This is a genomic window from Pseudomonas sp. GW456-E7 (assembly GCF_059424105.1).
The window spans coordinates 67,909-91,792 of the sequence record NZ_JBWKZB010000018.1; the positions used below are offsets into that span (position 1 = coordinate 67,909).

Genomic DNA, 23,884 nt, shown 5'->3' on the forward strand with positions numbered 1-23,884 from the left:
CTGGCAGGACGAGCGGCATCCGGCCTTACCTTCATAACAACAACTCAAAGGTACAGACGATGTTCTGGAAAAAGAGTCCTTGCGCCGTTTTGGCAACGCTGATGGTGATTCACCTGCTGGCCCAGGTGGACCGCAACATACTGCTGGGCTTCGCCCCGCAAATCACCGGCGAGCTGGCGATCAATAATGCCCAGTACGGCTTTCTGGTCGGCGCGGTCTGGGTCCTGAGCTACGGGGTGATGGCGGTGTTTCTCGGCGCCCTGGCCGACCGGCACAGCCGGCCACGGGTGATCGGCGCCGGCATGCTGGTCTGGAGCGCCTGCACGATTGCCTCAGGCTACGTGCAGAATTTCGAGCAAATGGTGGCGGCGCGTTTTCTGGTGGCCACCGGTGAAGCCGCGCTGGTGCCTGCCGCCACGGCACTGTTGATGGAGTTGTTCTCGGAGAAGCGCCGGGGCACGGCGATGGGCCTGTTCTACCTCGGCATTCCGCTGGGCATCGGTTGCAGCTTTTTGTTGGCCGGTACCCTTGGCGCCGCCCATGGCTGGCGCACCACGTTCCACTTCCTGGGGCTTGCCGGGATTGTCATCGGCCTGCCGTTGATGTTGATGAGCGACAAACGCAGCATCCACGCCGTGCAGGAGCGCGGCGCGTCCCTGACGACGCAGATGGCCGCGGTGTTAGCGGAGCTGCGCAGCAACCGCGTGGTGCGCTACACGGTGGCCGGTTTCGTGCTGGCGCATCTGGTCTATCCGGGCATTTCGTTCGCGCAATTGTGGATCGCCCGCGAACGCGGCATGGACCCGGCGACCATCGCCACGACCATGGGCGTCATGCAGATTGTCTTCGGTTCGCTGGGCGCATTGGCCGGTGGCGTCTTGAGCGATCGCCTGGCCCCGCGTTTCAAGGGTGGCCCCGCCAGTGTGCTGGTACTGCTGGTGCTGGTAAGTGCGCCGTTCATGATCGCTTATCGCCTGGTGCCGACGGATTCGCCACTGTTCTACGTCGGCATGGCAGTGGGCATTTTCATGTTGATGTCGCTGTACGGTTGCGCGACCACCGCGATCCAGGGTGCGGTGCCTGTGCGCATGCGTGCGACGGTCATGGGTTGCTCGATGTTGCTGTTGAACCTGTTCTCGGTGGCGCTCGGCACCTTTGTCGTGGGCTGGATCAGTGATGTGCTGACGACTGCCGGCGTGGCTTCGCCGCTGAGCCGTGTGTTGCTGGTCAGCGACATTCTGGCGCTGCTGCTCGGTGGCTTGTTCTTTTATGTGGCGGCGCGGATCAAGCGTGAAAGCACGCGTGCGCTGCCGGCCATGGGAATCAAGGTCTAGCTTATGTCCAGGTCCGCCGTCATTCAGTTTCAGTCGGTTGTCAGCCAGTACCTGCCGAGTGTGCTGGCGAGCATTGTCGTGGCGATTGCCGCGCGCTTCCTGGCTGATCAATACCACGCGCCGGTGATGCTGTTGGCGCTGCTGCTCGGCATGGCCATGAATTTCCTGGCGGCGGGGCCGAGCAAGCCGGGTATCGACTTCAGCGCCCGTGAAATCCTGCGGGTGGGCGTGGCGCTGCTGGGGCTTCGCATTTCCCTGGAGCAGATTGCGGCATTGGGCTGGCATCCGGTGCTGATCGTTGTGGTGTCGGTGGTGGTGACCATCGTGGTGTCCATGCTGGCGGCGCGCGCCATGGGTTTCAACGTGCTGTTCGGCCTGTTGTCCGGTGGTGCCACGGCCATTTGCGGTGCTTCGGCGGCGCTGGCCCTGGCGGCGGCGTTGCCGGCCCATCATGCCAAGGAGCGCGCGACGCTGTTCACGGTGATTGGCGTGTCCAGCCTCTCGACCCTGGCGATGATTGTCTATCCGGTGATTGCCCGGGCGCTCGGTCTGGACCCGCTGCAGGCCGGGGTGTTTCTCGGCGCCACCATTCATGACGTCGCCCAGGTGGTGGGCGCCGGGTACAGCATGTCCCATGACATCGGCGATACCGCCACGGTGGTGAAACTGATGCGCATCGCCATGCTGCTGCCGGTGATCGTCTGCGCGGTGTTGATCACCCGCTCTCAGGGTGGGAACGACACCGGTCAGCGGCCGCCGTTGTTGCCCTGGTTTGCCGTGGCCTTCGTGGCGCTGGCGACGGTCACCAGTTTCGGCTGGTTGCCTGCGGCGGTGCAGAACCTGGGCAATCAGATGTCGAGCTGGTGCCTGGTGGTCGCGATCAGCGCGCTGGGCATGAAAATCCAGCTCAAGGAGCTGGCCACGGTGGGGCTCAAACCCATTGTGTTGATGGTCGGTGAAACCGTGTTCCTGCTGGGGCTGGTGTTGCTGTTGATACGACTCGCCGGTTGAGTCGGGTCGTTCCATACCGCGCAGGATGCTGAGTCCGGCGGTATTGATCGGGTTACTTGAATGAATCGAACACTCCCCTGATGGGGATAAGAGTGGTGAGCACTGTCGCGCCCGAATCGGGTGGCCAGATGTTTTTTCATGAACATAAAACAACAACAAGAAAAGATCGGAGCCAACGTATGCGGATCAATAAAAAACTCGGTGTGGGTGTATGGGAGCCAACACTGCTGGCCTCTGCGCTATTTATCGCGGCAGTGCCGGCGGCTCATGCCTTTGAACTCGATACCGGAAATGAAGACTGGACGGTACGTTTCGACAACACTTTCAAGTTCAACTATGCCCAGCGGGTGGAAAGTCCCAACAGCAAGTTGGCCCGGTCATGGAACAACAACGACGGTAACCGTAATTTCTCTTCGGGCAGTGCGGTGTCCCAGCGCCTGGACGTGCTCTCGGAACTGGATGTGGCCTACCAGAAGAAGATGGGTTTTCGCGTCAGCACCAACAGCTGGTACGACCATGCCTACGACAATGTCGGCAGTGACAACGCGGCGACCAACCAGTTGAACAATGGGCGCCCGGATTCGCGCCATGTCAGCGGCTATGTCGATCGCTATTACAACGGGCCGTCGGCGGAAATCCTCGATGCCTTCGTTTTCGGCAGCGCGGAAATCGGTGACGAGTCGATCCTCAGCGCCAAGCTCGGCAAGCACACCCAGTACTGGGGCGAGAGCGTCCTGGCCTTCGCCCACGGCAACAGCTATGGCCAGTCCGGCCTGGACATCACCAAGGCGCTTACGGTGCCAGGTACCGAAGCCAAGGAACTGTTCATCCCGCGCAACCAGCTGTCGATGAGCTTCACGGTCAACCCGGAGCTGACCCTGGGTGCGCAGTATTTCCTCGACTGGGACGCTTCGCGCCTGCCGGAATCCGGGACCTATCTGGGCTTCAACGACGGCATCCAGAACGGCGGGCACAACCTGTCGCTGATCGGTGGCTTGAATCCGCGCTTCGGTACGCCCGGACCCTTGGGGGCGAACCAGTTCCTGCGCCTGAGCAATGGCCATACCTTTACCCCGGACAAGCATGGCGACTTCGGCCTGATGGCCAAGTGGAGCCCGGAATGGCTGGACGGCACGCTCGGCGTCTACTACCGCAAGACGTCCGACATCCTGCCCAACCTGGTGCTGCAACCGACCGCTGTCGGCCCGGCGCAGCTGATCTCCGGCAACATCGGCAGCTACAACCAGTTCTACGTCGATGACATCGATATCTATGGCCTGAGCCTGTCGAAAAGCGTTGGCGATGTCAGTGTCGGATTCGACCTGAACTACCGCGAAAACATGCCGCTGGCCAGTGTGCCGGGCACCGTCAATGCGGCGGCGGCCGCCGCCGGAGTTCCAGGCTTCATCGGCAGCTTCAACGGGGAAAACGGCGTGGCACGCGGCAACACCGTGCACGCGGTGCTTAACGGCCTGACGACTTTCGGCGACACGCCGCTGTGGGACAGTTCCTCGTTGCTGGTCGAGCTCGGCTACAGCCGCTGGCTGAAAGTGACCGACAACAAACAGCTGTTCAAGGGTGAAGACTGGTACCACGGCACCGACAAGGTCACCCGCGACAACTACATCATCGGCGTCAACTTCAACCCGACCTGGTACCAGGTGTTCCCCGGCGTCGATATGTACATGCCGATGACCTACAACGTCGGCCTCAATGGCAACTCCGCCGTGCAGTTGGGCGGCAACGAAGACTCCGGCAGCTACTCGGTCGGCGTCGGCTTCGACATTCGCAACCAATACCGCTTCGACCTGAAATACGTGGACAACTTCGGTCCATTCGATACCTGCAGCTCACCGGGCAGCGCAGGCAGTCAGGGCGACGGCTCCGCACCGGGTGTGAACGGACAGTACAACTGCACGCCAGGACAAACCACCGCCTTCGGCGGTACTCCGGCCCAGCTCAAGGATCGCGGCATGGTGACGGCCACCTTCAAGACAACTTTCTGATTCGCGATTGCTTAAAACCCAATCAGGAGAACGACACAATGAAATGCATGCACACTCTGTTGACCGCCTCGGTTGCGCTGGCCTTCGCCGGCCTGGTCCAGGCCGCCGTACCCGCCGCCGACGCCGCGAAACTGGGCAGCAGCCTGACCGCCGTCGGCGCCGAGAAGGCCGGCAATGCCGACGGTTCCATTCCGGCCTACAGCGGTGGGCTGACTAGCCTGCCGGCAGGCTTCAAGGCCGGTGACACTTTCCGCCCGGATCCATACGCCGGCGAGAAACCCTTGCTGGTGATCGACGGCAAGAACGTCGCGCAGTACAAAAACCAGCTGACCGCCGTCACCGTCGAACTGGCCACGCGTTTTCCAAGCTTTCGCGTCGAGGTCTACCCGACCCACCGCAGCGTCGCGCTGCCGCAAAGCGTGCTGGACAACACCCTGAAAAACGCCACCGGCGCCAAGTCTCTGGAAGGCGGTAACGCGATCGAGAACGTGCTGCCTGGCGTGCCGTTCCCGATCCCGCAGTCGGGCGCCGAGGCCATGTGGAACCACCTGTTGCGCTATCAGGGCGTGGCTTATTCCACCAAGTACGATTCGTGGAACGTGGATTCCTCGGGCTCGCAGAACCTGGCGACCAGCGGAGAGGTGGTGAACTCGTTCCCGATATTCGAAGACCCGGACAAGGTCATCGATGGCAAGGACACCTACTTCCAGACCCGCCTGTTGTATACCGGCCCGGCGCGCCGTGCAGGCGAGGCGATCATGCTCAAGGACGCCGCCAACCCGCTGGCGCAGGCACGCCGTGCCTGGCAGTACTTGCCCGGGCAACGCCGCGTGAAGCTGGCACCCACCCTGGCCTACGACACGCCAAACCCGGGCACCGCAGGTTCCGGCACTTATGATGACGTTTATGTCTTCAACGGTGCGCTGGATCGCTATGACTGGAAACTGGTCGGCAAGCAGGAAATGATCGTGCCGTACAACGCCTACGCCCTGAGCTATCTCAAAGACACGAAAACCTTGACCACCCCGAATCACCTGGCGCCGCAGTTCGTGCGTTGGGAGAAACATCGGGTGTGGGTTGTCGAGGGCACGCTGAAGGCGGGTGCCCGTCACGTCTATAGCAAACGTCGCTTCTATCTGGATGAGGACAGCTGGGTCGCTCTGGCATCGGATCAGTACGACGCCCGTGGCCAGCTCTATCGCGGTTCGTTCAGCTTCCTCTCGCAAAGCTACGACGTGACCACGCCCAACACCACGCCGCACGTGATCTACGACCTGGTCGGCGGTACCTACAACATCAACGGCCTGTCGGGCGCCTACGGCGGCATCAAGTACATCGCGCCGCTCTCCAAGGCGCAGTGGTCGCCGGATGCGCTGGCCGGTAACGGTATTCGCTAAGCCAAGCGCAAGCAAACGCTCGCACGATCCACTGTAGGAACGAGCGGGCTCGCGATGGACCAGAGGGCGACGTGGGCATCCAGACAGCACGCGTCATCGTTCACGACCATCGCGAGCCAGCTCGCTCCCACATGACCTGCACGACGCGGTTTTCCGAAGAGGACGCAGCATGTGTTCATATAAAAACAATAGTTTGCGTTTGGCGTTAGGCGTTGTGCTCGGCCTGTCGCAGGGCATCGTCCAGGCGGCCGATTACGTCGATGTGCTGGACCTGCCCGCCAGGGCCAGTGCATTGGCCGTGCGCAGCCCGTTGCTGGACGTCGCCAATGCCGGGCAACGGCTGGTGGCGGTCGGGCAGCGCGGGCACATTCTTTATTCCGACGATTGCGGCCAGCAATGGCAGCAGGCGAGCGTACCGGTCAGCAGTGACTTGAGTGCGGTGTATTTTGCTTCGCCGCAGCAGGGCTGGGCCGTCGGCAACGATGGCGTGATCCTGCACAGCAGCGATGCCGGCGTGACCTGGAACAAGCAACTGGACGGTCGACAGATCGGCGCGTTGCTGGTCAGGCATTACACGGCGCTGGCCACTGCCGAGCCGGCCAATGAGCAGTGGCCGCTGTTGGTCGCTGACGGTCAACGGCTGGTCGAGGAGGGCGCCGACAAGCCGCTGCTCGACGTCTGGTTCGCCGACGACAAGGTCGGCTACGTGGTCGGGGTGTTCAACCTGATCCTGCGTACCGAGGATGGCGGCCAGAGCTGGACGCCGTTCCAGGACCGTACCGACAACCCGCAGAACTTTCACTTGAATGCCATCGCCTCGACCGGTGATGCGCTGTACATCGCCGGCGAGCAGGGCCTGCTGCTGAAATGGGAGGCGGCGCAGCAGCGTTTCGCCGCCCTGCCTACGCCCTATCAGGGCAGTTTTTTCGGCGTCGTCGGCAAGCCTGGGGAAGTCGTGATCTACGGCCTGCGTGGCAATGCGTTGCGCAGTACCGATGGCGGGTCGAGCTGGACGCCGTTCGACACCGGGCTGCAGGTCAGCGTCACTGCTGCCGCGATTGATGCCCAGGGTCACTATCGCTTGTTCACTCAGGCAGGGCACATGTTGCTCAATCAACCCGACAGCGCCCAATTGCAATTGATGCCGCAACAGAACCCGTCACCGGTCGCCGGTGCCACCCTGGCCGTCGATGGTTCGCTGGTCGTGGTGGGTACGCGTGGCGCACGTGCGCTTCTCAAAGAATAAGAGCCAGAACATAGAGCGAGTACTCAGACATGGCCCCTACCAAGCAAGACAACATGCCGGTGATCCGCGACCTGCGCGATTTTGATCGGCGCTCCGGCAACCTGCTGGAACGGCTGGTGTTCAACTATCGTCCGCTGTTCATCGTGCTCATGACCCTGGCCACCCTGGTGCTGGGCTACATGGCGGCGACCCGTCTGGAGCTGCGCCCTGGCTTCGAAAAAATGATCCCGCAGAGCCAGCCGTACATTCAGAATTTCCTCGAGAACCGCCACTCGTTACGCGGCCTGGGCAATTCGGTGCGCGTGGTGGTGGAGAACACCCGGGGCGACATTTTCGACCCCGAATACCTGAACGTGCTCAAGCAGGTCAACGATGAGCTATTCCTCACCGAAGGCGTCGACCGCGCCTGGATGAAATCCCTCTGGACCCCGGCCGTGCGCTGGACCGAAGTCACCGAAGAGGGCTTTCAGGGGGGGCCGGTAATGCCCGACAGCTATCAGGGCTCGCCCTCCGATATCGAGCAGATGCGCCAGAACATCAACCGCGCCGGCATCGTCGGCAGCCTGGTGGCCAGCGACTTCAAGTCGAGCATGTTGATCGTGCCCTTGCTGGACAAGGCTTCGGCCACGGGGAGCGGCATCAACTATCACGCGTTCTCGCAAATGCTCGAGGAGCGTCTGCGCGACAAGTTCGAATACGCCGGTGACCCTGCGGCGCGCAAGGCCGGGGAGGAGGGCAAGGGTCACTACAAGGTCCGGGTGATCGGTTTTGCCAAGCTGATCGGCGACCTGATCGACGGCCTGATCCAGGTGATGATGTTCTTCGGCCTGGCCGTGGTCACCTCGCTGGTGATCATCTACCTCTACACCCGCTGTGTGCGCAGCACCTTGCTGGTGGTCGGCTGTTCGCTGATCGCGGTGGTCTGGCAATTGGGCATTGTCGCCTGGCTCGGTTATGCCATCGATCCGTATTCGGTGCTGGTGCCGTTCTTGATCTTCGCCATTGGTGTGTCCCACGCCGCGCAGAAGATGAACGGCATCATGCAGGACATCGCCCGTGGCACCCACAAGCAGGTGGCCGCGCGCTACACCTTCCGCCGCCTGTTTATCGCCGGGGTCACCGCGTTGCTGGCCGATGCGGTGGGTTTCGCCGTGCTCATGCTGATCGACATCCCGGTGATCCAGGACCTGGCGATCACCGCCAGCATCGGCGTCGCGGTGCTGATTTTCACCTCCCTGCTGCTGATGCCGGTGGCGCTGTCCTTTGTTGGCGTCGGCAGCAAAGCCGCCGAGCGTGCGCTGCAAATCGACACGCGGGCGAGCGCGCATAAAGGCTTCGGCAAACTGTGGGACAGCCTTGACCGCTTCACGACACCGAAGTGGGCCACCGGCGCCGTCCTCGTTGCAGCCTTGCTCGGGATCGGCGGATTCGTGGTCAGCCTGCAACTGAAAATCGGCGACCTCGACAGCGGTGCACCGGAGTTGCGCGCCGACTCGCGCTACAACCGCGACAACGCCTACATCACCCAGCATTACGCGTTGTCCAGCGACCTGTTCGCGGTGATGATCAAGACCCCGGCGGAAGGCTGCCTGAACTACAAGACCCTGGTGCTCGCCGACCGCCTGGCCTGGGAGCTGCAACAGTATCCGGGCGTGCAGGCCACCGCGTCCTTGGTCAACGCGGTACGGCAGATCACCGCCGGCACCTACGAAGGCAACCCCAAGCTCAACAGCATCCAGCGCAACCAGGACGTGCTGAACTATGCCGCGCAACAAGCCTCGGTCAACTCACCGGAGCTGTTCAACACCGATTGCTCGCTGATGCCGGTGATCGCCTTCCTCAAGGATCACAAGGCCGAAACCCTGGATGCCGTGGTGGCGATTGCCGACAGGTTCGCCAGGGAAAACAGCACCGACGATCGCCAGTTCCTGCTCGCCGCCGGCACTGCCGGGATCGAGGCGGCGACCAACATGGTGGTGCGCGAGGCCAATCGCACCATGCTGCTGTACGTCTACGCGGCGGTGACGCTGTTTTGCCTGATCACCTTCCGCAGCTGGCGGGCCACGCTGGTGGCGCTGTTGCCCCTGGTGCTGACCTCGATCCTCTGCGAAGCCTTGATGGTGGTCATGGGCATTGGCGTGAAGGTGGCGACCCTGCCGGTGATCGCCCTCGGCGTCGGCATCGGCGTGGACTACGCCCTGTACCTGCTCAGCGTCCAGCTGCAATACCAGCGCCAGGGCTTGCCGTTGTCCCAGGCCTACCGCAACGCCGTGTCCTTTACCGGGCGGGTGGTCGGCCTGGTGGGCATCACCCTCGCCGCCGGTGTGGTGTGCTGGGTCTGGTCACCGATCAAGTTCCAGGCCGACATGGGCATGCTGCTGACCTTCATGTTCCTGTGGAACATGCTGGGTGCATTGATATTGATCCCGGCGCTGTCGCATTTTCTTTTGCGTACTCATCACGTCCTCGGCAAGAAAACGGACGCGGTGGCGCCTGAAGTGTCAGGTGCCGAGGCGTCGCAAGGGCTTGAGCGCTGCGACACTGACCTGGCGGGTAAGGGCAGGGTGCCCGTCAGTCGGGTGGAGTAAAGGGATATTCCGGGTGATGCGCCCTGCGGTACTAGCGATGGTTGCGATAGCGTTCGGTCAAGGACTGCACGAGGGTGACGTAGGATTGCGTCTCGGCGTAGGGAGGCACGCCGTTGTACTCGGCCACGGACGCTTCGCCGGCGTTGTAGCCTGCCAACGCCAGCACCTGGTTGCCGTTGAAGCGCTTGAGCAGCCAGGCCAGGTAGCGCACGCCGCCACGAATGTTCTGTCGTGCGTCGAACGGATCGTCCACGGCGAAGCGCTCGGCGGTGGCGGGCATCAACTGCATCAGCCCCTGGGCGCCGGCTTCGGAGATGGCGTAGGGGCGAAACGCCGATTCGGCATGTATCACGGCGCGGACCAGCGCCCGGTCGACACCATAAAGACCCGAAGCGGCTTCGATCTCCCGCCGATAGGATTGGGTGTCCAGGCGCAGTGAGGCGACCTTGAAATCCTTCGGCGCCCTGCACAGATAGCAGCCCTTGATGAAATAGAGATCAATGACATCGACCCGTGCGGAAATCCCGACGGGGCGCCGGCTCACATATTGACGAACACCCCTGTGGATGAAGGTGAACACCCGAACCCGCACCGCGCCTGAGTTGTCGTCCTGCACAAGCCGGGGCAGGGCCTTTGCCTTGGCGCCGACACCGGCGCCCGCCATGCCATTGAGACGAGTGCAGCGGGCGCTGGCGATGGCTTGGCTGGTGTAGCTGATGGCTCCGTCCCCGGCTTGGCACTTGTACATGGCGCTGGCGCACAGTGGAGCGACCAGCAAGGTCAGCCCGATGCAGCCAAGAAGGCTCTTGCGAGCCCATCGCCATGCTCTGCAACTCATCACATCGCTCCGCGCCGCAGGCGCCGATCAGGCCTTGGGGCGGCTGGTCCGGGCGCTGCCTTTGGAGGGCCTGTTCCGGGTGGCCCGCCTTTTGTTCTGATAGTTATACGCCTTGTAATCGGCCTTGGGACTTGCGTAGACGTACGGGCTGCCGGCGTTCCCAAGCGAGACGCAGGCCTGATTGCTCGCACGACGCGTTGTCCCGGCTTGCCAGGCCGGCGTGACCCTCTCAACAGTGCTTAATGCCTGACGACGGGATTGGGGGCACCTCGACGCAAACGAATGTCTTCTCCTTCTTCTTCTTCTTCTTCTGGCCGAAAGTTGCCGTTCACAAATGACTACTTTCGGCCAGAAGCTGACGCTTGCTAAAGGTCTCTTCTGATCCGTTGCGAACCTTTGCGGTCGACTGGAAGCAGGTGGAGTCGATAGTACAAGTGCCTAGACCTATCAGCCGGTTTTCGTTGAGGCCTATATTCAAAGAGTGATACCAAGAGCAAGCAAGCTGCAGGTGAAGTTAGTTATGCTCCCTTTTTTGAGGGTTGTGCTCGGGTAGGAGTGGTGATGTTGTTTGGACTAAAGCGCTTTTGGAAGAAAGAGACTGGTAGGAAGCCGCTTGCTCATGGCGTTGAACTAGCCAATTCGCGATCAGGTCATGACGCTGCCAAATCCAGCCGGGAAGATGACGACTTGGATCGCTGGCCAGTAGCGCATTCGATGCACAGAGCAATCAGGACGACTCCCCCTGGCTTTTCCACACGTATCGGTCTTTACGGGGAGTGGGGGGCTGGCAAGACAAGCGTGTTGAATTTTCTGCGCGAGATCGCGTTGGAGCAAGGTGACGTGGTTGTCCACGTTTCCGCTTGGCGTGCGTTGGATGCTGACAGCTTTATGGGCACGCTCAGTGAAGAGATGAGTGCCGAAATAAAAAAGCGACGGATTAAGACGCCCCAAAAAATGACGCTCAAGCGCTGGGTAGCATCTATCGCGTCTGGCATTACAGGACTTTCCGATATGACCGGCCAAGCGGCGGGCAAAGTCGATAACGATCTCGCTACGATGGTATCAATGGGTGCTGCGCTGACGGGAAGCGTTGTAAACACCATCAAGAAACGGTTGAATCTATCTCCATTAGAACTTGAGCAACTTCGTAGCCTACTCAAGTCACATCACGTCATTGTTTTTATTGACGACCTTGATCGTGCAGATCCAGCTATTTTGCCGAAAACGCTAATGACGCTGCGCGAATACCTTGACTGGCCGGGGTTTGCTTTCGTATTGGCTTTCGACAAAGAAATCATTGTGCGATCCCTTGACGAGTACTCCGGTGCATTCTCGTCCTCCAGACAGCCGTTTCTGGACAAGATTATCGACCTTGAGTTTGAACTCAAACCCCTTTCCAGGGATTTAACTGCTCGCTTGGCCGAACGTGCGATGGCGCAATGTTGCGACTTCATTCCCGAGGGTGTAAGGATCAGTTCGGCTCAGTGGTTTCCTGACAATCCGAGGCAGGTTCGAGGCATTGCACGAGAGTTGGGTAGCCTCAGGGAAGTAGCCATGCGCCATGGTGAGGGCGAACTGAAGTGGGAGGCAATTATTCTGCAAACCTTGCTCAGGTGTGAGGTGGCGGAATGTGTAGATATTGTCGAAAAGGAGTTAATCGGCAAAGGAAAGCCGACATTGGGGACATCCTTTGATAGCGAGCGAAAGAAAGAGGTCTCAGAGATACTGGAGAGGGTCACCGAAGCATCGGGCTACGAGAAGGGTAGTCCAGCGTTCATTCGTTTGTATCGGTTGGTCGTAAAACTGCAAGGATTGCGTGTATGGCAAGCCCCCGAGCTAATCGACTATGAGATGCAACTGGGCACGCATGCACCTTGTTTCACCCAGCAGGAACTTGGCAGGTTAATAGAACAATGGAACATTTGCATTGATGACCAGTTGGTGGTCTACGCGTTGCAAACCGCTGCCCAAGGGGCAATGACCGATCTCTCCGACGCTTCATTGCGCTTGCTCAACATGACACTTGATCAATATTCCATTTGTACTCGTCTAATTAGCGAGCACAAGGTTAGGGCACAGCGTGAATTGTCGCTTGCTCGAGCAATCCGGATCGTTCGCTTCCTCTGCAAACTGGTGCAACTGGAGAAGGTTGAAGCACTGGGTTTTGCCTCTGGTCACATACAGATCTGTAGTCGAATGCTGGACATGTTCGTAGCGCTTTCTGTGCGATCGAATCAGGGCGATGAAAAGCAACTACGCGACATGGAGCACCAGATACTGGAAAGCGTTGCACAGCGTTGCCAGGATAAGGCCGGACTGTTCCACCTGTGTTTCAGACACAACCGCAATACGGAAATACCCGTGCTTGCCGAAATAGTCCAGGAACTCACAGCAGCTGCAGCTGTGGCTGATGTGCTGGGGCTGCTCACTGAGGCCAATGGCATCTATCTTTGCCAATTGGACGAGGCGTCAAACCACCGCCTGAACTTGCTGCACGATGCGCGCTCAGTGCTATATACCCGCGAGCACAAGGCAAAGCTGCTGCAGGTATTGACGTACGCTGAATCTGCAGAGATGCGAAGCATTCTTGCAAAAAATTCGAAAGACTACTTGAGACTGTTGATCGATCGTATGCCCAATTTCGGAAATTTTTGCATAGGTCAATTGGATGTTCTCCAAGCGTGCTGGGAGGCTGTGACTCGCGAGCAGTGGCTTTCAAGCGGCATCGAAGAGGCGAACTATCTCCGTGCTAGACTTAAAAGCTATGGTCTTGAGATGAAGGACTTTGCAGAGCTGTATACTGCGGAAGCATAATATATCAGCCGCCTACCATGAGGTGAGTGGCTTTGGCGAACTGAGGCAGTAGGAAATACTTAATTAGTTAACTTCATTGCAGCAGTCAGAATGCCGATTGTTTAATCGCCTCAAGTTTCGTAGACATACTTGAACGACCGATTTTCCCTGTTTTCTATCAATCGTCACCGGCAGCTTCGGGTCGATCCAAGTCATACAGCCGCCAATCATCCGCCCCGTAAAAGGCTCCGTTGGAACCCTTTTCTGATAGCGCTGAAAGGCACACGTATCAGCAAGACACGTGCACGGGCTTTCCCTTACGGTTCGAACATGACGTCCGGGCGACCAGCGTCATGTTCGTCGAAGGTCAGCGCCATGGGCCGGCAGTGCCCAGGGCAGGATGCCTTCCTGGAACTCCCACGTCCGGTATGTGCTGCGGGCAAGATGAGGGCTTAGTCAACCATCACCTCGTCCAGTGCCTGCTCGAGGGTGCTGACCGTGCGCTCGATATTGTGCAGCTTTTCGAGTCCGAACAGACCGATGCGGAAGGTCTGGAAGTCGGCCGGCTCGTCGCATTGCAACGGCACTCCGGCGGCGATCTGCAGGCCGTGGTTGGCAAATTTCTTGCCACTCTTGATGTCGGCATCATCGGTGTAGCTCACCACTACGCCAGGGGCCTGAAAGCCGGCTGCAGCCACGCTTTTGAAACCTTTGCCGGTCAACATGGCGCGAACCCGATCGCCCAGAGCCTGTTGTTCGTCGCGAACCTTGTCGAAACCGTAGGCTTGCGTCTCTTTCATCACTTCGTTGAATCGCGCGAGGGAATCGCTGGGCATGGTCGCATGGTAGGCATGTCCGCCCTGTTCGTAGGCCTGCATGATCTGCAGCCACTTTTTCAGGTCGCAGGCGAAGCTGCTGCTTTGCGTCTGTTCGATGCGCCCGAGGGCCAGGGAACTGAGCATCACCAGGGCGCAGCAAGGGGAGGCGCTCCAGCCTTTCTGCGGTGCGCTGATCAGCAGGTCGACTGCGCATTTGTGCATATCAACCCAAATCGTGCCTGAGGCGATGCAGTCCAGCACGAACAGGCCACCCACCGCATGCACGGCGTCGCCGACGGCCCGCAGGTACTCGTCGGGCAGGATAATCCCCGATGAGGTTTCAACGTGGGGGGCGAAGACAATCTGCGGCCTCGAAGCCGCAATGGCTGCCAGCACTTCGTCCAGAGGGGGTGGGGTGTAGGCAGCCTGGCGACCCGTATCGACCGGTCGGGCTTTCAGCACCGTGGTGGCCGCCGGGATGTTGCCCATCTCAAGGATCTGGCTCCAGCGATAACTGAACCAGCCGTTGCGTATCACCAGGCATTGCTGGTCGGTGGCAAACTGTCGCGCCACCGCTTCCATGCCGAATGTGCCGCTGCCCGGGACCACCGCAACAGCCTGGGCGTTGTAGACCTGTTTCAGGGTCGTGGAAATGTTCTTCATCACCCCTTGAAATGACTGCGACATGTGGTTGAGCGAGCGGTCGGTGTAGACCACTGAATACTCGACCAGCCCCTCGGGATCGATACTGGGATATAGCTTTGACATGGAGTGACTCCTTTGGCAGGGACCTCAGTGGTATCGACCCTGCCCTAAGCCTTGGCAAATGACAAGATTGTTCGGGATGGAATGGCGACTTCTGTCGAGCGGCTGGCATCATCAGGGCGTGAAGCTGCCATTAGAGAAATAACGCTGCCTGGCGAAAAAAAGAAAAAAAGCGCCCCCCTGGTCTTACGCCTTTCCTTTGTCGAATCAGATTCCTCTGCTAAATTTTCTGCCGATGTGTTTACTGCCATAAACACGTTTATCGAAAACTCCCAAGCAAGGAAGCACCTTCATGAAAAAGACCCCTCTTTTCACCCTTTGTCTGCTCGCAACGGCGATGTTGCCCGGCGCGACGGCCGTGCAGGCGCAGAGTGAGCCGGTGGCTCAGGTGTCCGGGCCTGAGGCCGATGTGAAGGTGACCGAAAGCTATGTGCGCATGATGGCGCGCGAAGCCTATTTCTGGGGTTGGCCGATGGCCAACATCTATAACCGGCGGCTGAAGTTCAAGGACCTGCCGCAAGCCGGCCTGATGGGCGGCATCGTGCCCGTGGCGCCGATCAATCATCTGTCGATGCTCACCGATTACATCTCGCCAGGTGAACGCCTGGTGGCCTGCCCGAACCAGGACGTGGTCTACGGTGCCGGCAGCATCGCGCTGGATCTGGAGCCGGTGGTCTTGCAGGTGCCGGATTTCGGCGACCGGTTCTGGGTGTATCAGGTCGTGGACCTGCGCTCCGACAGCTTCGCCGAGCTGGGCAAGATGTACGGCACCAAACCCGGTTTCTACTTGCTGGTCGGCCCGGACTGGAACGGCAAGGTGCCTGAGGGCATCACCCAGGTTTTCCGCGCAAAGACCAACACCGGTTTCGTAATTCCACGGGTGTTCCAGGACGATACGACCGAGGATCGCAAGGCGATTCAGCCGTACCTGTCCGGCATCGATATGTACCCGGTGTCCAAATACGACGGCAAACTCAAGCAGCGTGACTGGAGCAAGTCGCCGAAATTCCCGGCAGAAGCGGCCGGTGCCGAAGAAACCCGCTGGGTGCTCCCGGAAAAATTCTTCGATGAACTGCCGGCACTCCTCAAGGACGCCAAGCCATTGCCCGGCGAAGAAGCACGCTATGCGCAGTTGTCGGTACTGGCACAGATCGCCCAGCGTGATCCGGCGCTGAAAAAGGCCATGATCGACGAGGCGCAAAAGTCTGATGTCGAAGTGGTCAAGCCGCTGTTGCAGTTCCGCAACTATGGCAAGCAGTTGCCCAATCACTGGAGCACCATCGATAACGGCGCAGCGTTCGGCACCGACTACTTCCTGCGCACGGCGGTGGCCCGCTCGAACATCTTCGTCAACAAGCAGATCGAGACCAAGTACTTTTACCAGGACCTGGATCAGTCCGGCACGCGCCTCAATGGCGGCCAGCGCTACAGCGTGACCTTCCCTAAAGATGCCTTGCCGCCGGTCAAGGGTTTCTGGTCGCTGACTTTGTATAACGAACAGCACTTCTTCGCAGATAACCCGCTGGGCCGTTATTCCCTGGGCACCAAGAACAAATCGCTCAAGCCCAATGCCGACGGCTCGCTGACGCTGTACGTGCAGAGCGAATCCCCGGGTGCCGACAAGGAAAACAACTGGCTGCCCGCGCCCAAGGGCGCCGATTTCTCGCTGTACGTACGCGCCTATTGGCCTGAAGCCGCCGCGATGAACGGCCAGTGGACGCCGCCAGCGGTGGTCAAGCTCAACTGAAAACCATGCCATGTTTTATCTTCAAACTGCGTCACATAAGGACATCCCATGAGCAGCTTGCGTAACACCCTGACCGCCCTGGCAGTGGCGGTCTCCCTGAGCGGCGTCGCCGATGCCGCCACGCGGTACGAAGAGCTGGCCAACCAGCCCTTCGAAAACGGTTTCCCGACCGAGGCCACCGCACGCAGCATGATCGACGAGCTGATTTTCCAGCGCGCCGTGCAGTCGTATCTCTGGTCGTTGCCAGCCATCAACATCTGGTCGATGAAGGAGGCGTCGGAGAAACAATTCGGCGCCGGCTACAACATCCTGCCGACCTGGAAAAAACGCATCAACGCCAAGACCTTGGTGACCACGCCGAACTCCGACCTGGTCTACGCCATGAGCTATCTGGACCTGGCGAAGTACGGTCCGCTGGTGGTCGAAGCACCGCCCGGTGTGCAGGGCATGTTCGACGATTTCTTCCAGCGGCCGATTGTCGGTCCGACCATTGACGGCAAGACCTGGCGCGGCGACGTCGGCCTGGCCGGACCCGACAAGGGCAAGGGCGGCACCTATGTGCTGCTGCCGCCTGGCTACACCGGCCCGGAACCCACCGAAGGTTTCGTCTACCGCTCGCGCACCAACAACGTGTTCCTGTTCTGGCGCACCTTCTTCAAGGACCCGAAAGACCTGAGCGTGCCGGTGGCCGAGGTCGAGCGCACCAAGATCTATCCGCTGGGCAAGAAGGATTCGGCGCTGCCGATGCAGTTCCCCGATGCCACCGGTGCACCGATCAACATGCTGTTCCCCGAGGACGGCCGTTACTTCGATCTACTGTCGCGCTTCATTGAAGCCGAAGCGGTCGACCCGGCGGACATGGACATGCGCGGCTTCCTGCATACCATCGGCATCGAAAAGGGCAAGGCCTTCGCCCCGGATGCACAGCGGCGCAAGCTGCTGGATGACGCGGCGCGCACCGCGTTCAAGATGAGCAAGGTGGTCACCAGTCATCTGCTGATGAAAGAGCCGGGCGGCCTGTACTACACGGATCGCCAGTACGTGAACACCTTTGCCGGGGAAAACACCGAGTTCCAGTCCAGCGGCACGTTCACCAACCTCGAGCAGCGTGTGGCGTTCTTCACCTCTGCCTACTCGGACAGTCCGGGCATGGTGATGAACATGGTCGGCGCCGGCGCCAAATATCCCGCCACCACCCGCGATGCCGACGGCAAGTTCCTCGACGGCGCCCACACCTACAAGCTCAACCTGCCCGCCAATGTGCCGGCGGCGTTGTTCTGGTCGGTGACTGCCTACGACAACCTGACCGCCTCGGGCCTGGACAACGGCCAGCCGTTCCCGTCGCTCAACCAGATGGACAAACCGGCGCAGAACAGCGATGGCTCGACCGACCTCTACTTCGGCCCCGAATCACCGGGTACGGGCAAGAACTGGATTCGTACCGTACCGGGCAAAGGCTTCCTGGTGATCGTGCGTTTGTATGGTCCCAAGCAAGCGTTTTTCGACCAGAGCTGGAAGCCCAGTGATTTGATCAAACAGTAACGATGAGCTGCCTTGCCCCGTTGTAAAGCGGGGCAGGGCGAACAGCTGGCACTTGGAGTGTCTACGGCTGCGCCAGATCTTGCAGACCTGAACGATGCACGGAATGGCTTGAGCGCTGACATCCACGCCGCCACAGGTCCAGGCGCCTGGCGCCACTTCCTCGACCAGTGTCCAGCACAGGCTGCGTTGACGTGGATCGTTGCCGATTTGCTCGACCGAGAGCGCCACTTTCATCCCGAATGGTGATCCTCGACCCGCCGCTTGTGACGGCGGGCGCTGCGTCAGGTCAGAGCGATCTGATGTTGCAGCTGCTGCGACAGGTCCTGCGGCAGGGGCCAGGCAGTCAGTAAAGGCCTGTGGCGCTATCAGGTTCGCATACCGGAACCTGGTGCGCGCTGACCATGTTGTAGTTGAGCATGAAGCCGACGCCGCCCTCGGACTCCATCACTTCAGCCAACCAGCCAATAGGGTTGATGAACAATGAGTTGTCGTGGTTCAGCACTCCGACAGCCGCAGTGGTCTCATCAAAATCCCAAACGACATCGCCCCAGTGCCAGCCTTGCCCTTTTACGTATTGGCTGCCGAGCAACGCTCCAAGCGAAAATATGTCGCCCTCGGGCAGCGTTGTGCCACTCGCTTTGCAATTACGCACCCGCTCCGTAATCGCCGCAACCACATCAGCCGAAGCATGATCCTGAGTAAGGCTCAGTAAGTCGAGCCCCTGCTGGCTCAACACTTTGATCTCCTCTGCCAACTCGGCAGTCACCTTGCTGATTTCAGCCATTTTCATTCCTTCGTTTAAAAAACTGCGTCCAGATTCAATATTGGCACAACGTATTGGTTTTGGCTTGTCAGCCTCTTTAGCCTCATCAGCGGATACTGAGTACTCAAAAGGTTGCAAGGTGTCATGCATCGCAGTCCGGTTCGTTCATCGAACGTGCGAGCATTGAACCTTCATTGGAAAAAGTGATCGCACATCGACTACGATCTGTCTCTGCGGTTCAAGGAAGAACAGGTTCATGAAGTCACGCCAGGGAAAAGGAACGCATTGATGATTGTCGGAATCGACTTGGGTACCACCAACAGCCTGGTGGCTGTCTGGCATAACGACGTTAGTGTTCTGGTTCCTAACGCACTGGGTCAGGTGCTGACCCCATCGGTGGTGGGAGTGGACGATGAAGGCCGCATTCTGGTCGGCCAAGCTGCCCGCGAGCGCTTGCACACCCATTCCACCATGACCGCCGCCTTGTTCAAGCGCTACATGGGCAGTGCACACACCGTGCAATTGGGTACGAAGTCGTTGCGCCCTGAAGAACTGTCGGCGCTGGTACTCAGGAGCCTGAAGGACGACGTCGAGCGTGCCTATGGCGAACCGGTGACCGAGGCGGTCATCAGCGTCCCCGCGTACTTCAGTGATGCGCAGCGCAAGGCAACCCGTATCGCTGGCGAACTGGCCGGGCTGAAAGTCGACAAGCTCATCAACGAACCGACCGCTGCCGCACTGGCCTACGGTTTGCCCCAGCACGGCAAGGAAGCCACGTTCCTGGTCTTCGACCTGGGCGGCGGCACCTTCGATGTGTCAGTCCTGGAACTGTTCGACGGTGTCATGGAGGTACGGGCCAGCGCTGGCGACAACTATCTGGGCGGTGAGGATTTCGACCAGGTGCTGGCCGAGCGTTTTATCCAGACCCAGCGCGACCAGCCAGGATTTGCACCGACACAATCCATTGCCCACGCGCTGCGCCGCGAAGCCGAGCGAGTCCGCCAGGCGCTGGGACAGGAAACGGCGAGCGAGTTTGTTTTGCGGGTGGACGGGCAGCAATGGAAGCATGTGTTTTCACAGGACGAGATGGCCACATTGTTCGCGCCCTTGCTCGAACGCCTGCGCCATCCGATTGAGCGCGCCCTGCGCGATGCCAGAATCCGTATCAACGAGCTCGATGAAGTGCTGCTGGTGGGTGGCACCACACGCATGCCGCTGGTGCGCAAGCTGGCCGCGGGGCTGTTTGGCCGCTTCCCGTCCATCCACGTCAACCCTGACGAAGCCGTGGCTCACGGCGCAGCCATTCAAGCCGCGCTGAAGTCCCGCAGTGCCGCCCTGGAAGAGGTGGTGTTGACCGACGTCTGCTCCTACACCCTGGGTATTTCAACCTCGGTATGGGTGGGCCAACACTATGAGGAAGGGCACTACCTGCCGATCATTGAGCGCAACAGTACGGTCCCCGTAAGCCGGGTAAAGACCGTGTGTACCGTCCATGAACTGCAGGAAAGCGTACTGGTGAAGATCTACCAGGGTGAGAGTCGTCTGGTGCATGACAACATCGCCTTGGGTGAACTGGAGATTCCGGTCCCGGCGAACACCGGTGGCGTTGTCGAACTGGACGTGCGCTTCACCTACGACATCAACGGCATTCTTGAGTGTCAAGTGCGCATTCCCATGACCGGTGAACAGCATGCACTGGTCATCGAAAACAACCCGGGTGTGCTCAGCAGCGAAGAAATTGCCGAGCGTCTGCAAGCGCTGGCCGAGCTCAAGGTGCATCCCCGCGAACAGCAGATCAACACGGTGCTGATCGCCCGCCTGGAGCGTTTGTACCAAGAAAGCCTGGGCGAGCTTCGTGAGCAGATCGCTCATTGGGCCAACCTGTTTCAACAAGCATTGGCAAGCCAGGACGAGCGCCTGATTCGCCAGGCTCGCCATGATCTGAGCGGGCGCATCAGCCTGCTCGAAACCGGTGCCGGATACTGAGCCATGGCGTCTGATTTCGATTGCTGGGAGGTCCTTGACCTACCCGCCCGATCCGACGAGCGCAGCATCAAGCGCCAATACGCCAAACTGCTAAAGGTCACGCGTCCGGACGAGGATCCCGGCGCCTTCCAGCAACTGCGTGAAGCCTATGAGCAAGCCTTGCACATCCTGCGCGAGGGCTGGAGCGAGGTTGATCGGGATACCGCTGACTCTACAGATCGGCCCACTGCAGAGAACCGGACACCCCCGGGCCTGAAGCCCACGCGGTCCCTGCATGAGCAGGCCGTCGGGCTACTGGGCGGATTTGAAGACCGGGCGGTTGATCAATACTGGAACGAGGCATCGACCAGAGGCTGCGACGCCGAGTTCGAACGCCTGCTGTTCCAACGTTGCGTGAACGACCCTGAAGCGCATTGGCACCTTCTGACATGGGGCATCGAACAGCGCCAATGGTTGACGCCCTGGCAGCGGATCCCCGCCAGTGAATTTGAGCAGCATTGTCTTGCCCGCGCCCTGACGGCAGCGCTTTACCGCAAACTCGACCAGCAGTTGGCAACCGGCGAGGAACAGAACTTCTTCGACTGCCTGGAACACCACAGCCAACAAGCCTGGCTTGGTGATTTCGCACGTCGTCAGGCATTGCAGGTGCATGTCCTGAATCTGTTCCTGAATACCGAAGACTGGTCACCGCTGCTGTTTCAACGGGTGTGTCGATTGTTTGCCTGGGATGTTGAAGCGGCGGTGGTGCCCATCACCCAGGACCCGTGGCAAGCGCTGCACAGGCGCTGCGAGCAGCAAACCTGGCTCGGCGAACTGCGTTCCTTGATGCAGCAACGTCAGCAACACCCCAGTTCGCGCGCCAATGCCGCCACGCTGTTCCTGCTGTCGACCCAACCGGTGCAGCAGGCGGAGCTGGCCACAGGTTTCGTTGAGGCTGACTGGCAGGCCTGCGAACAACTGGCAGAGACCTTTGCCACGCGTTTCCCCGATCTGCTGGGGATGTTCCCCAACCATGATCCTTGGTTCTGGAAGACCCTCATCGGTCACAAGGACCCGCCCCATGGCGTGAAACGTGCAGCCTGCGTCTTGACCCTGACCCTTGCACTGAACAACCTTCCCGGCTCCGGACTCATGGTGACGCTGCTCATGCTGCCACTCTATGCACTGGGTGGTGTGTTGGCGGCACAGGTCGGCAAATGGCTGCTCAGCCATTGGACCACCTTGACGCAATCGCTGCATGACCTCGACCAGCGTGCCAGTGAATGGTGTGTACGACACAAACTGACCGCAGATCGCCGTTACCTGGTGATCCGCAATGGCGGCCCGTTGTTGGCACTTGCCATTGTGATCTGGAACTGGCTTGGGGTGCTGGGGCTGGCGACTTATTTGGTCAACGGGGCGATCGGCCTGCTGCAGCCCGCCAGTGCAGTCCCGGCGGACCGCCAGTACCGTTGGCGAAGGCCACTGCAGGCGACCTATCGGATTGCCGGGCTCAGTTGGCTGCAATGGGTGTTTTGCGTATCGATGGTGATTGTCATTGGCTACCTGCAACTGCACATGCCCGGGACCCTGCTCACTCAAGGTCGAGTGCGCTAAATATCGTGCAGTCAATTCATCAAATCAGGGGAAATGGAATGTTCGAAAACATCAACGTCATAGGCGAGCCCAGGGTGCTGTCGACAGACGCCGAAGTCGATCAAGCGCAACATGCGCTGGGTAGTCGATTTCCCACCGGTTACCGTGAATACGTGACGCAATTTGGCGAAGGCATTCTCGGTGGTGTGTACATCCGGATATACCCGCCACATCAGATACTGCACGGTGAAAACAGTCAGGCTAACTGGCTGGAACGCATTGACCAATACTGGTTCTGGGATGATGACAAAGAACTGATGCCCAAGGAAAAGGCCCTGCAGTGCATCATCATTGGTGATACCTACGACGGTGACGAACTCATTATTCACCCCGAGGATCCTGAGCGTATTTATGTGTTGCCGCGACACAGCGAAGCCGCGCTGGTTGCCGGCCACGGGCTGGTGGAAGCGATTGAATGGCTGTGCAGTTCGAATGTTCTGACGGAATCCTTTACCGAGCGGGATTTCGAACCGTTTGACAGCCGAGTCGAAGCCTCTTGATGCATCACAGGCCCCGGTAAACGAATCGCAGGAAAACCCGCCTTCCTGCACAGAGTCAGGGAAGTTGTGGGCACCGTTGCAGGTGCAGACGTGAACGGATTCATGAAGTTCTTTTTTGAATGAGCATGCTAAAAATCTTTCATCTGGTGCATCCGAATGAACGTGCGTTACACAGAAAAAAAACCACCTGCAGACGTTGAAAAGATCACCTGCACAGCGCAGCAGCTATCCATCAACCCAGGTTCATGGATAACCAGATTCTGGTCGTCCTGCGACGGCGCACTGATCGAAGACCTCGTGAAAATTTATTCGACGGATGAAATAGCCGAGCGTCAACAGACATACGAAATAGCCGAGTACTTTCCAGGATATCTGTTGATCGGTGATGACTCGGGCGGCCGGCTGATACTGGTGGACAGATCTGCGATAGAACGTTTTTATCTGCTGGACTCGGGATGCCCGTCCATCACTGATGGGCTGGCCTTTTCATCCATGGATGCCCTGATCAAGGAAGTTGTGGGCTAGTCCCGCCCATCACCGGCGCCGGACGACATCATTGAGCAGCCCGTCATGAGGACCCTATGAAGACTTACAGCATCCGCGAAGTTCTACAGCAGATCGAGCACATGCCCAATGCCTGGTTCTACTTGCCCAATACCGGGTGGACGCTGGACACACTTGGCGCGTTCTCACTGGACAGTCGGGACTTTCCTGCCAACTCGAATGAACACCTGCCACCACAGGTGCACAATGAAGGCTGGGTCGAGACTCTGGAAACGGCGATGATCGAGGACGTTATTTTCAACACGAACCAACAACGGGTCCAAGCCACACTGGATGATTACTTCATGGCGTTTAAATACTATTACCAGAACGATGCGTTCATCGTGCTCAAGCCTGGCGACGCCTCATGAC

The 23,884-nt window shown here is 59.5% G+C and carries 18 protein-coding genes; 15 read left to right on the forward strand and 3 right to left on the reverse strand.

The features are described 5' to 3' along the window. Positions 1-59 precede the first annotated feature (59 nt). From AC07YV_RS13910 to AC07YV_RS13935, 6 genes are all read left to right on the forward strand, one after another. A complete protein-coding gene (locus AC07YV_RS13910; protein WP_173900811.1) occupies positions 60-1,334 on the forward strand; it encodes an MFS transporter in 1,275 nt (424 codons plus the stop codon). A 3-nt stretch (positions 1,335-1,337) separates the two neighbouring features. Next, positions 1,338-2,345 carry a YeiH family protein gene (locus AC07YV_RS13915; protein WP_102699887.1) on the forward strand — a complete coding sequence of 336 codons (1,008 nt, stop codon included), beginning with the start codon at positions 1,338-1,340 and terminating at the stop codon, positions 2,343-2,345. 179 nt (positions 2,346-2,524) lie between these two features. Next, positions 2,525-4,351 (forward strand): DUF1302 domain-containing protein, encoded by a 1,827-nt coding sequence (locus AC07YV_RS13920; protein WP_102699888.1) that lies wholly within the window; start codon positions 2,525-2,527, stop codon positions 4,349-4,351. 38 nt (positions 4,352-4,389) lie between these two features. Further along, a complete protein-coding gene (locus AC07YV_RS13925; protein WP_102699889.1) occupies positions 4,390-5,748 on the forward strand; it encodes a DUF1329 domain-containing protein in 1,359 nt (452 codons plus the stop codon). A gap of 169 nt (positions 5,749-5,917) precedes the next feature. Next, positions 5,918-6,994: a WD40/YVTN/BNR-like repeat-containing protein gene (locus AC07YV_RS13930; RefSeq protein WP_102699890.1), complete on the forward strand. Its 1,077-nt coding sequence runs from the start codon at positions 5,918-5,920 to the stop codon at positions 6,992-6,994. Positions 6,995-7,023: 29 nt separating this feature from the next. After that, positions 7,024-9,582, forward strand: a complete 2,559-nt coding sequence (locus AC07YV_RS13935) for an efflux RND transporter permease subunit (RefSeq protein WP_102699891.1) — start codon at positions 7,024-7,026, stop codon at positions 9,580-9,582. A 31-nt stretch (positions 9,583-9,613) separates the two neighbouring features. Here AC07YV_RS13935 and AC07YV_RS13940 read toward each other — a convergent pair whose 3' ends face one another. Next, the gene (locus AC07YV_RS13940; protein ID WP_102699892.1) at positions 9,614-10,420 is read right to left on the reverse strand and encodes a lytic transglycosylase domain-containing protein; all 807 of its coding nucleotides are present in this window, start codon (positions 10,418-10,420) and stop codon (positions 9,614-9,616) included. 561 nt (positions 10,421-10,981) lie between these two features. On the opposite strand from AC07YV_RS13940, the gene AC07YV_RS13945 reads away from it, so the two are divergent. Beyond that, positions 10,982-13,234: a KAP family P-loop NTPase fold protein gene (locus AC07YV_RS13945; RefSeq protein WP_102699893.1), complete on the forward strand. Its 2,253-nt coding sequence runs from the start codon at positions 10,982-10,984 to the stop codon at positions 13,232-13,234. Positions 13,235-13,665: 431 nt separating this feature from the next. On the opposite strand, the gene AC07YV_RS13950 is transcribed toward AC07YV_RS13945, so the two are convergent. Next, positions 13,666-14,799, reverse strand: coding sequence for a pyridoxal-phosphate-dependent aminotransferase family protein (locus AC07YV_RS13950; RefSeq protein WP_102699894.1), 1,134 nt, complete (start codon positions 14,797-14,799; stop codon positions 13,666-13,668). A gap of 81 nt (positions 14,800-14,880) precedes the next feature. Between AC07YV_RS13950 and AC07YV_RS13955 the strand changes: the two genes are divergently transcribed. Genes AC07YV_RS13955 through AC07YV_RS13965 form a run of 3 tightly spaced genes read left to right on the forward strand, consistent with a single transcriptional unit; the run spans position 14,881 to position 18,085 of the window. Beyond that, positions 14,881-15,171, forward strand: a complete 291-nt coding sequence (locus tag AC07YV_RS13955; RefSeq protein WP_146025358.1) for a hypothetical protein — start codon at positions 14,881-14,883, stop codon at positions 15,169-15,171. Continuing rightward, positions 15,089-16,543 carry a DUF1254 domain-containing protein gene (locus AC07YV_RS13960; protein WP_102699895.1) on the forward strand — a complete coding sequence of 485 codons (1,455 nt, stop codon included), beginning with the start codon at positions 15,089-15,091 and terminating at the stop codon, positions 16,541-16,543. The genes AC07YV_RS13955 and AC07YV_RS13960 overlap by 83 nt, the downstream gene beginning before the upstream one ends. Positions 16,544-16,591: 48 nt before the next feature. Next, positions 16,592-18,085, forward strand: a complete 1,494-nt coding sequence (locus AC07YV_RS13965; RefSeq protein WP_102699896.1) for a DUF1254 domain-containing protein — start codon at positions 16,592-16,594, stop codon at positions 18,083-18,085. Between the two features lie 343 nt (positions 18,086-18,428). Here AC07YV_RS13965 and AC07YV_RS13970 read toward each other — a convergent pair whose 3' ends face one another. Beyond that, positions 18,429-18,998, reverse strand: coding sequence for a hypothetical protein (locus tag AC07YV_RS13970; RefSeq protein ID WP_494990309.1), 570 nt, complete (start codon positions 18,996-18,998; stop codon positions 18,429-18,431). Between the two features lie 138 nt (positions 18,999-19,136). On the opposite strand from AC07YV_RS13970, the gene AC07YV_RS13975 reads away from it, so the two are divergent. The 5 genes from AC07YV_RS13975 to AC07YV_RS13995 all read left to right on the forward strand — a co-directional run bounded on the left by AC07YV_RS13975 (position 19,137) and on the right by AC07YV_RS13995 (position 23,883). Next, positions 19,137-20,834, forward strand: coding sequence for a molecular chaperone HscC (locus AC07YV_RS13975; RefSeq protein ID WP_102699897.1), 1,698 nt, complete (start codon positions 19,137-19,139; stop codon positions 20,832-20,834). A 3-nt stretch (positions 20,835-20,837) separates the two neighbouring features. Beyond that, positions 20,838-22,430, forward strand: coding sequence for a J domain-containing protein (locus AC07YV_RS13980; protein WP_102699898.1), 1,593 nt, complete (start codon positions 20,838-20,840; stop codon positions 22,428-22,430). A gap of 38 nt (positions 22,431-22,468) precedes the next feature. Continuing rightward, complete coding sequence (locus tag AC07YV_RS13985; protein ID WP_102699899.1) at positions 22,469-22,969, forward strand: SMI1/KNR4 family protein; 501 nt, start codon at positions 22,469-22,471, stop codon at positions 22,967-22,969. A gap of 156 nt (positions 22,970-23,125) precedes the next feature. After that, positions 23,126-23,494, forward strand: a complete 369-nt coding sequence (locus tag AC07YV_RS13990; protein WP_102699900.1) for a hypothetical protein — start codon at positions 23,126-23,128, stop codon at positions 23,492-23,494. 56 nt (positions 23,495-23,550) lie between these two features. Next, entirely contained in the window at positions 23,551-23,883 is a 333-nt protein-coding gene (locus tag AC07YV_RS13995) for a DUF7716 domain-containing protein (RefSeq protein ID WP_102699901.1), read from the forward strand. Position 23,884 lies beyond the last annotated feature (1 nt).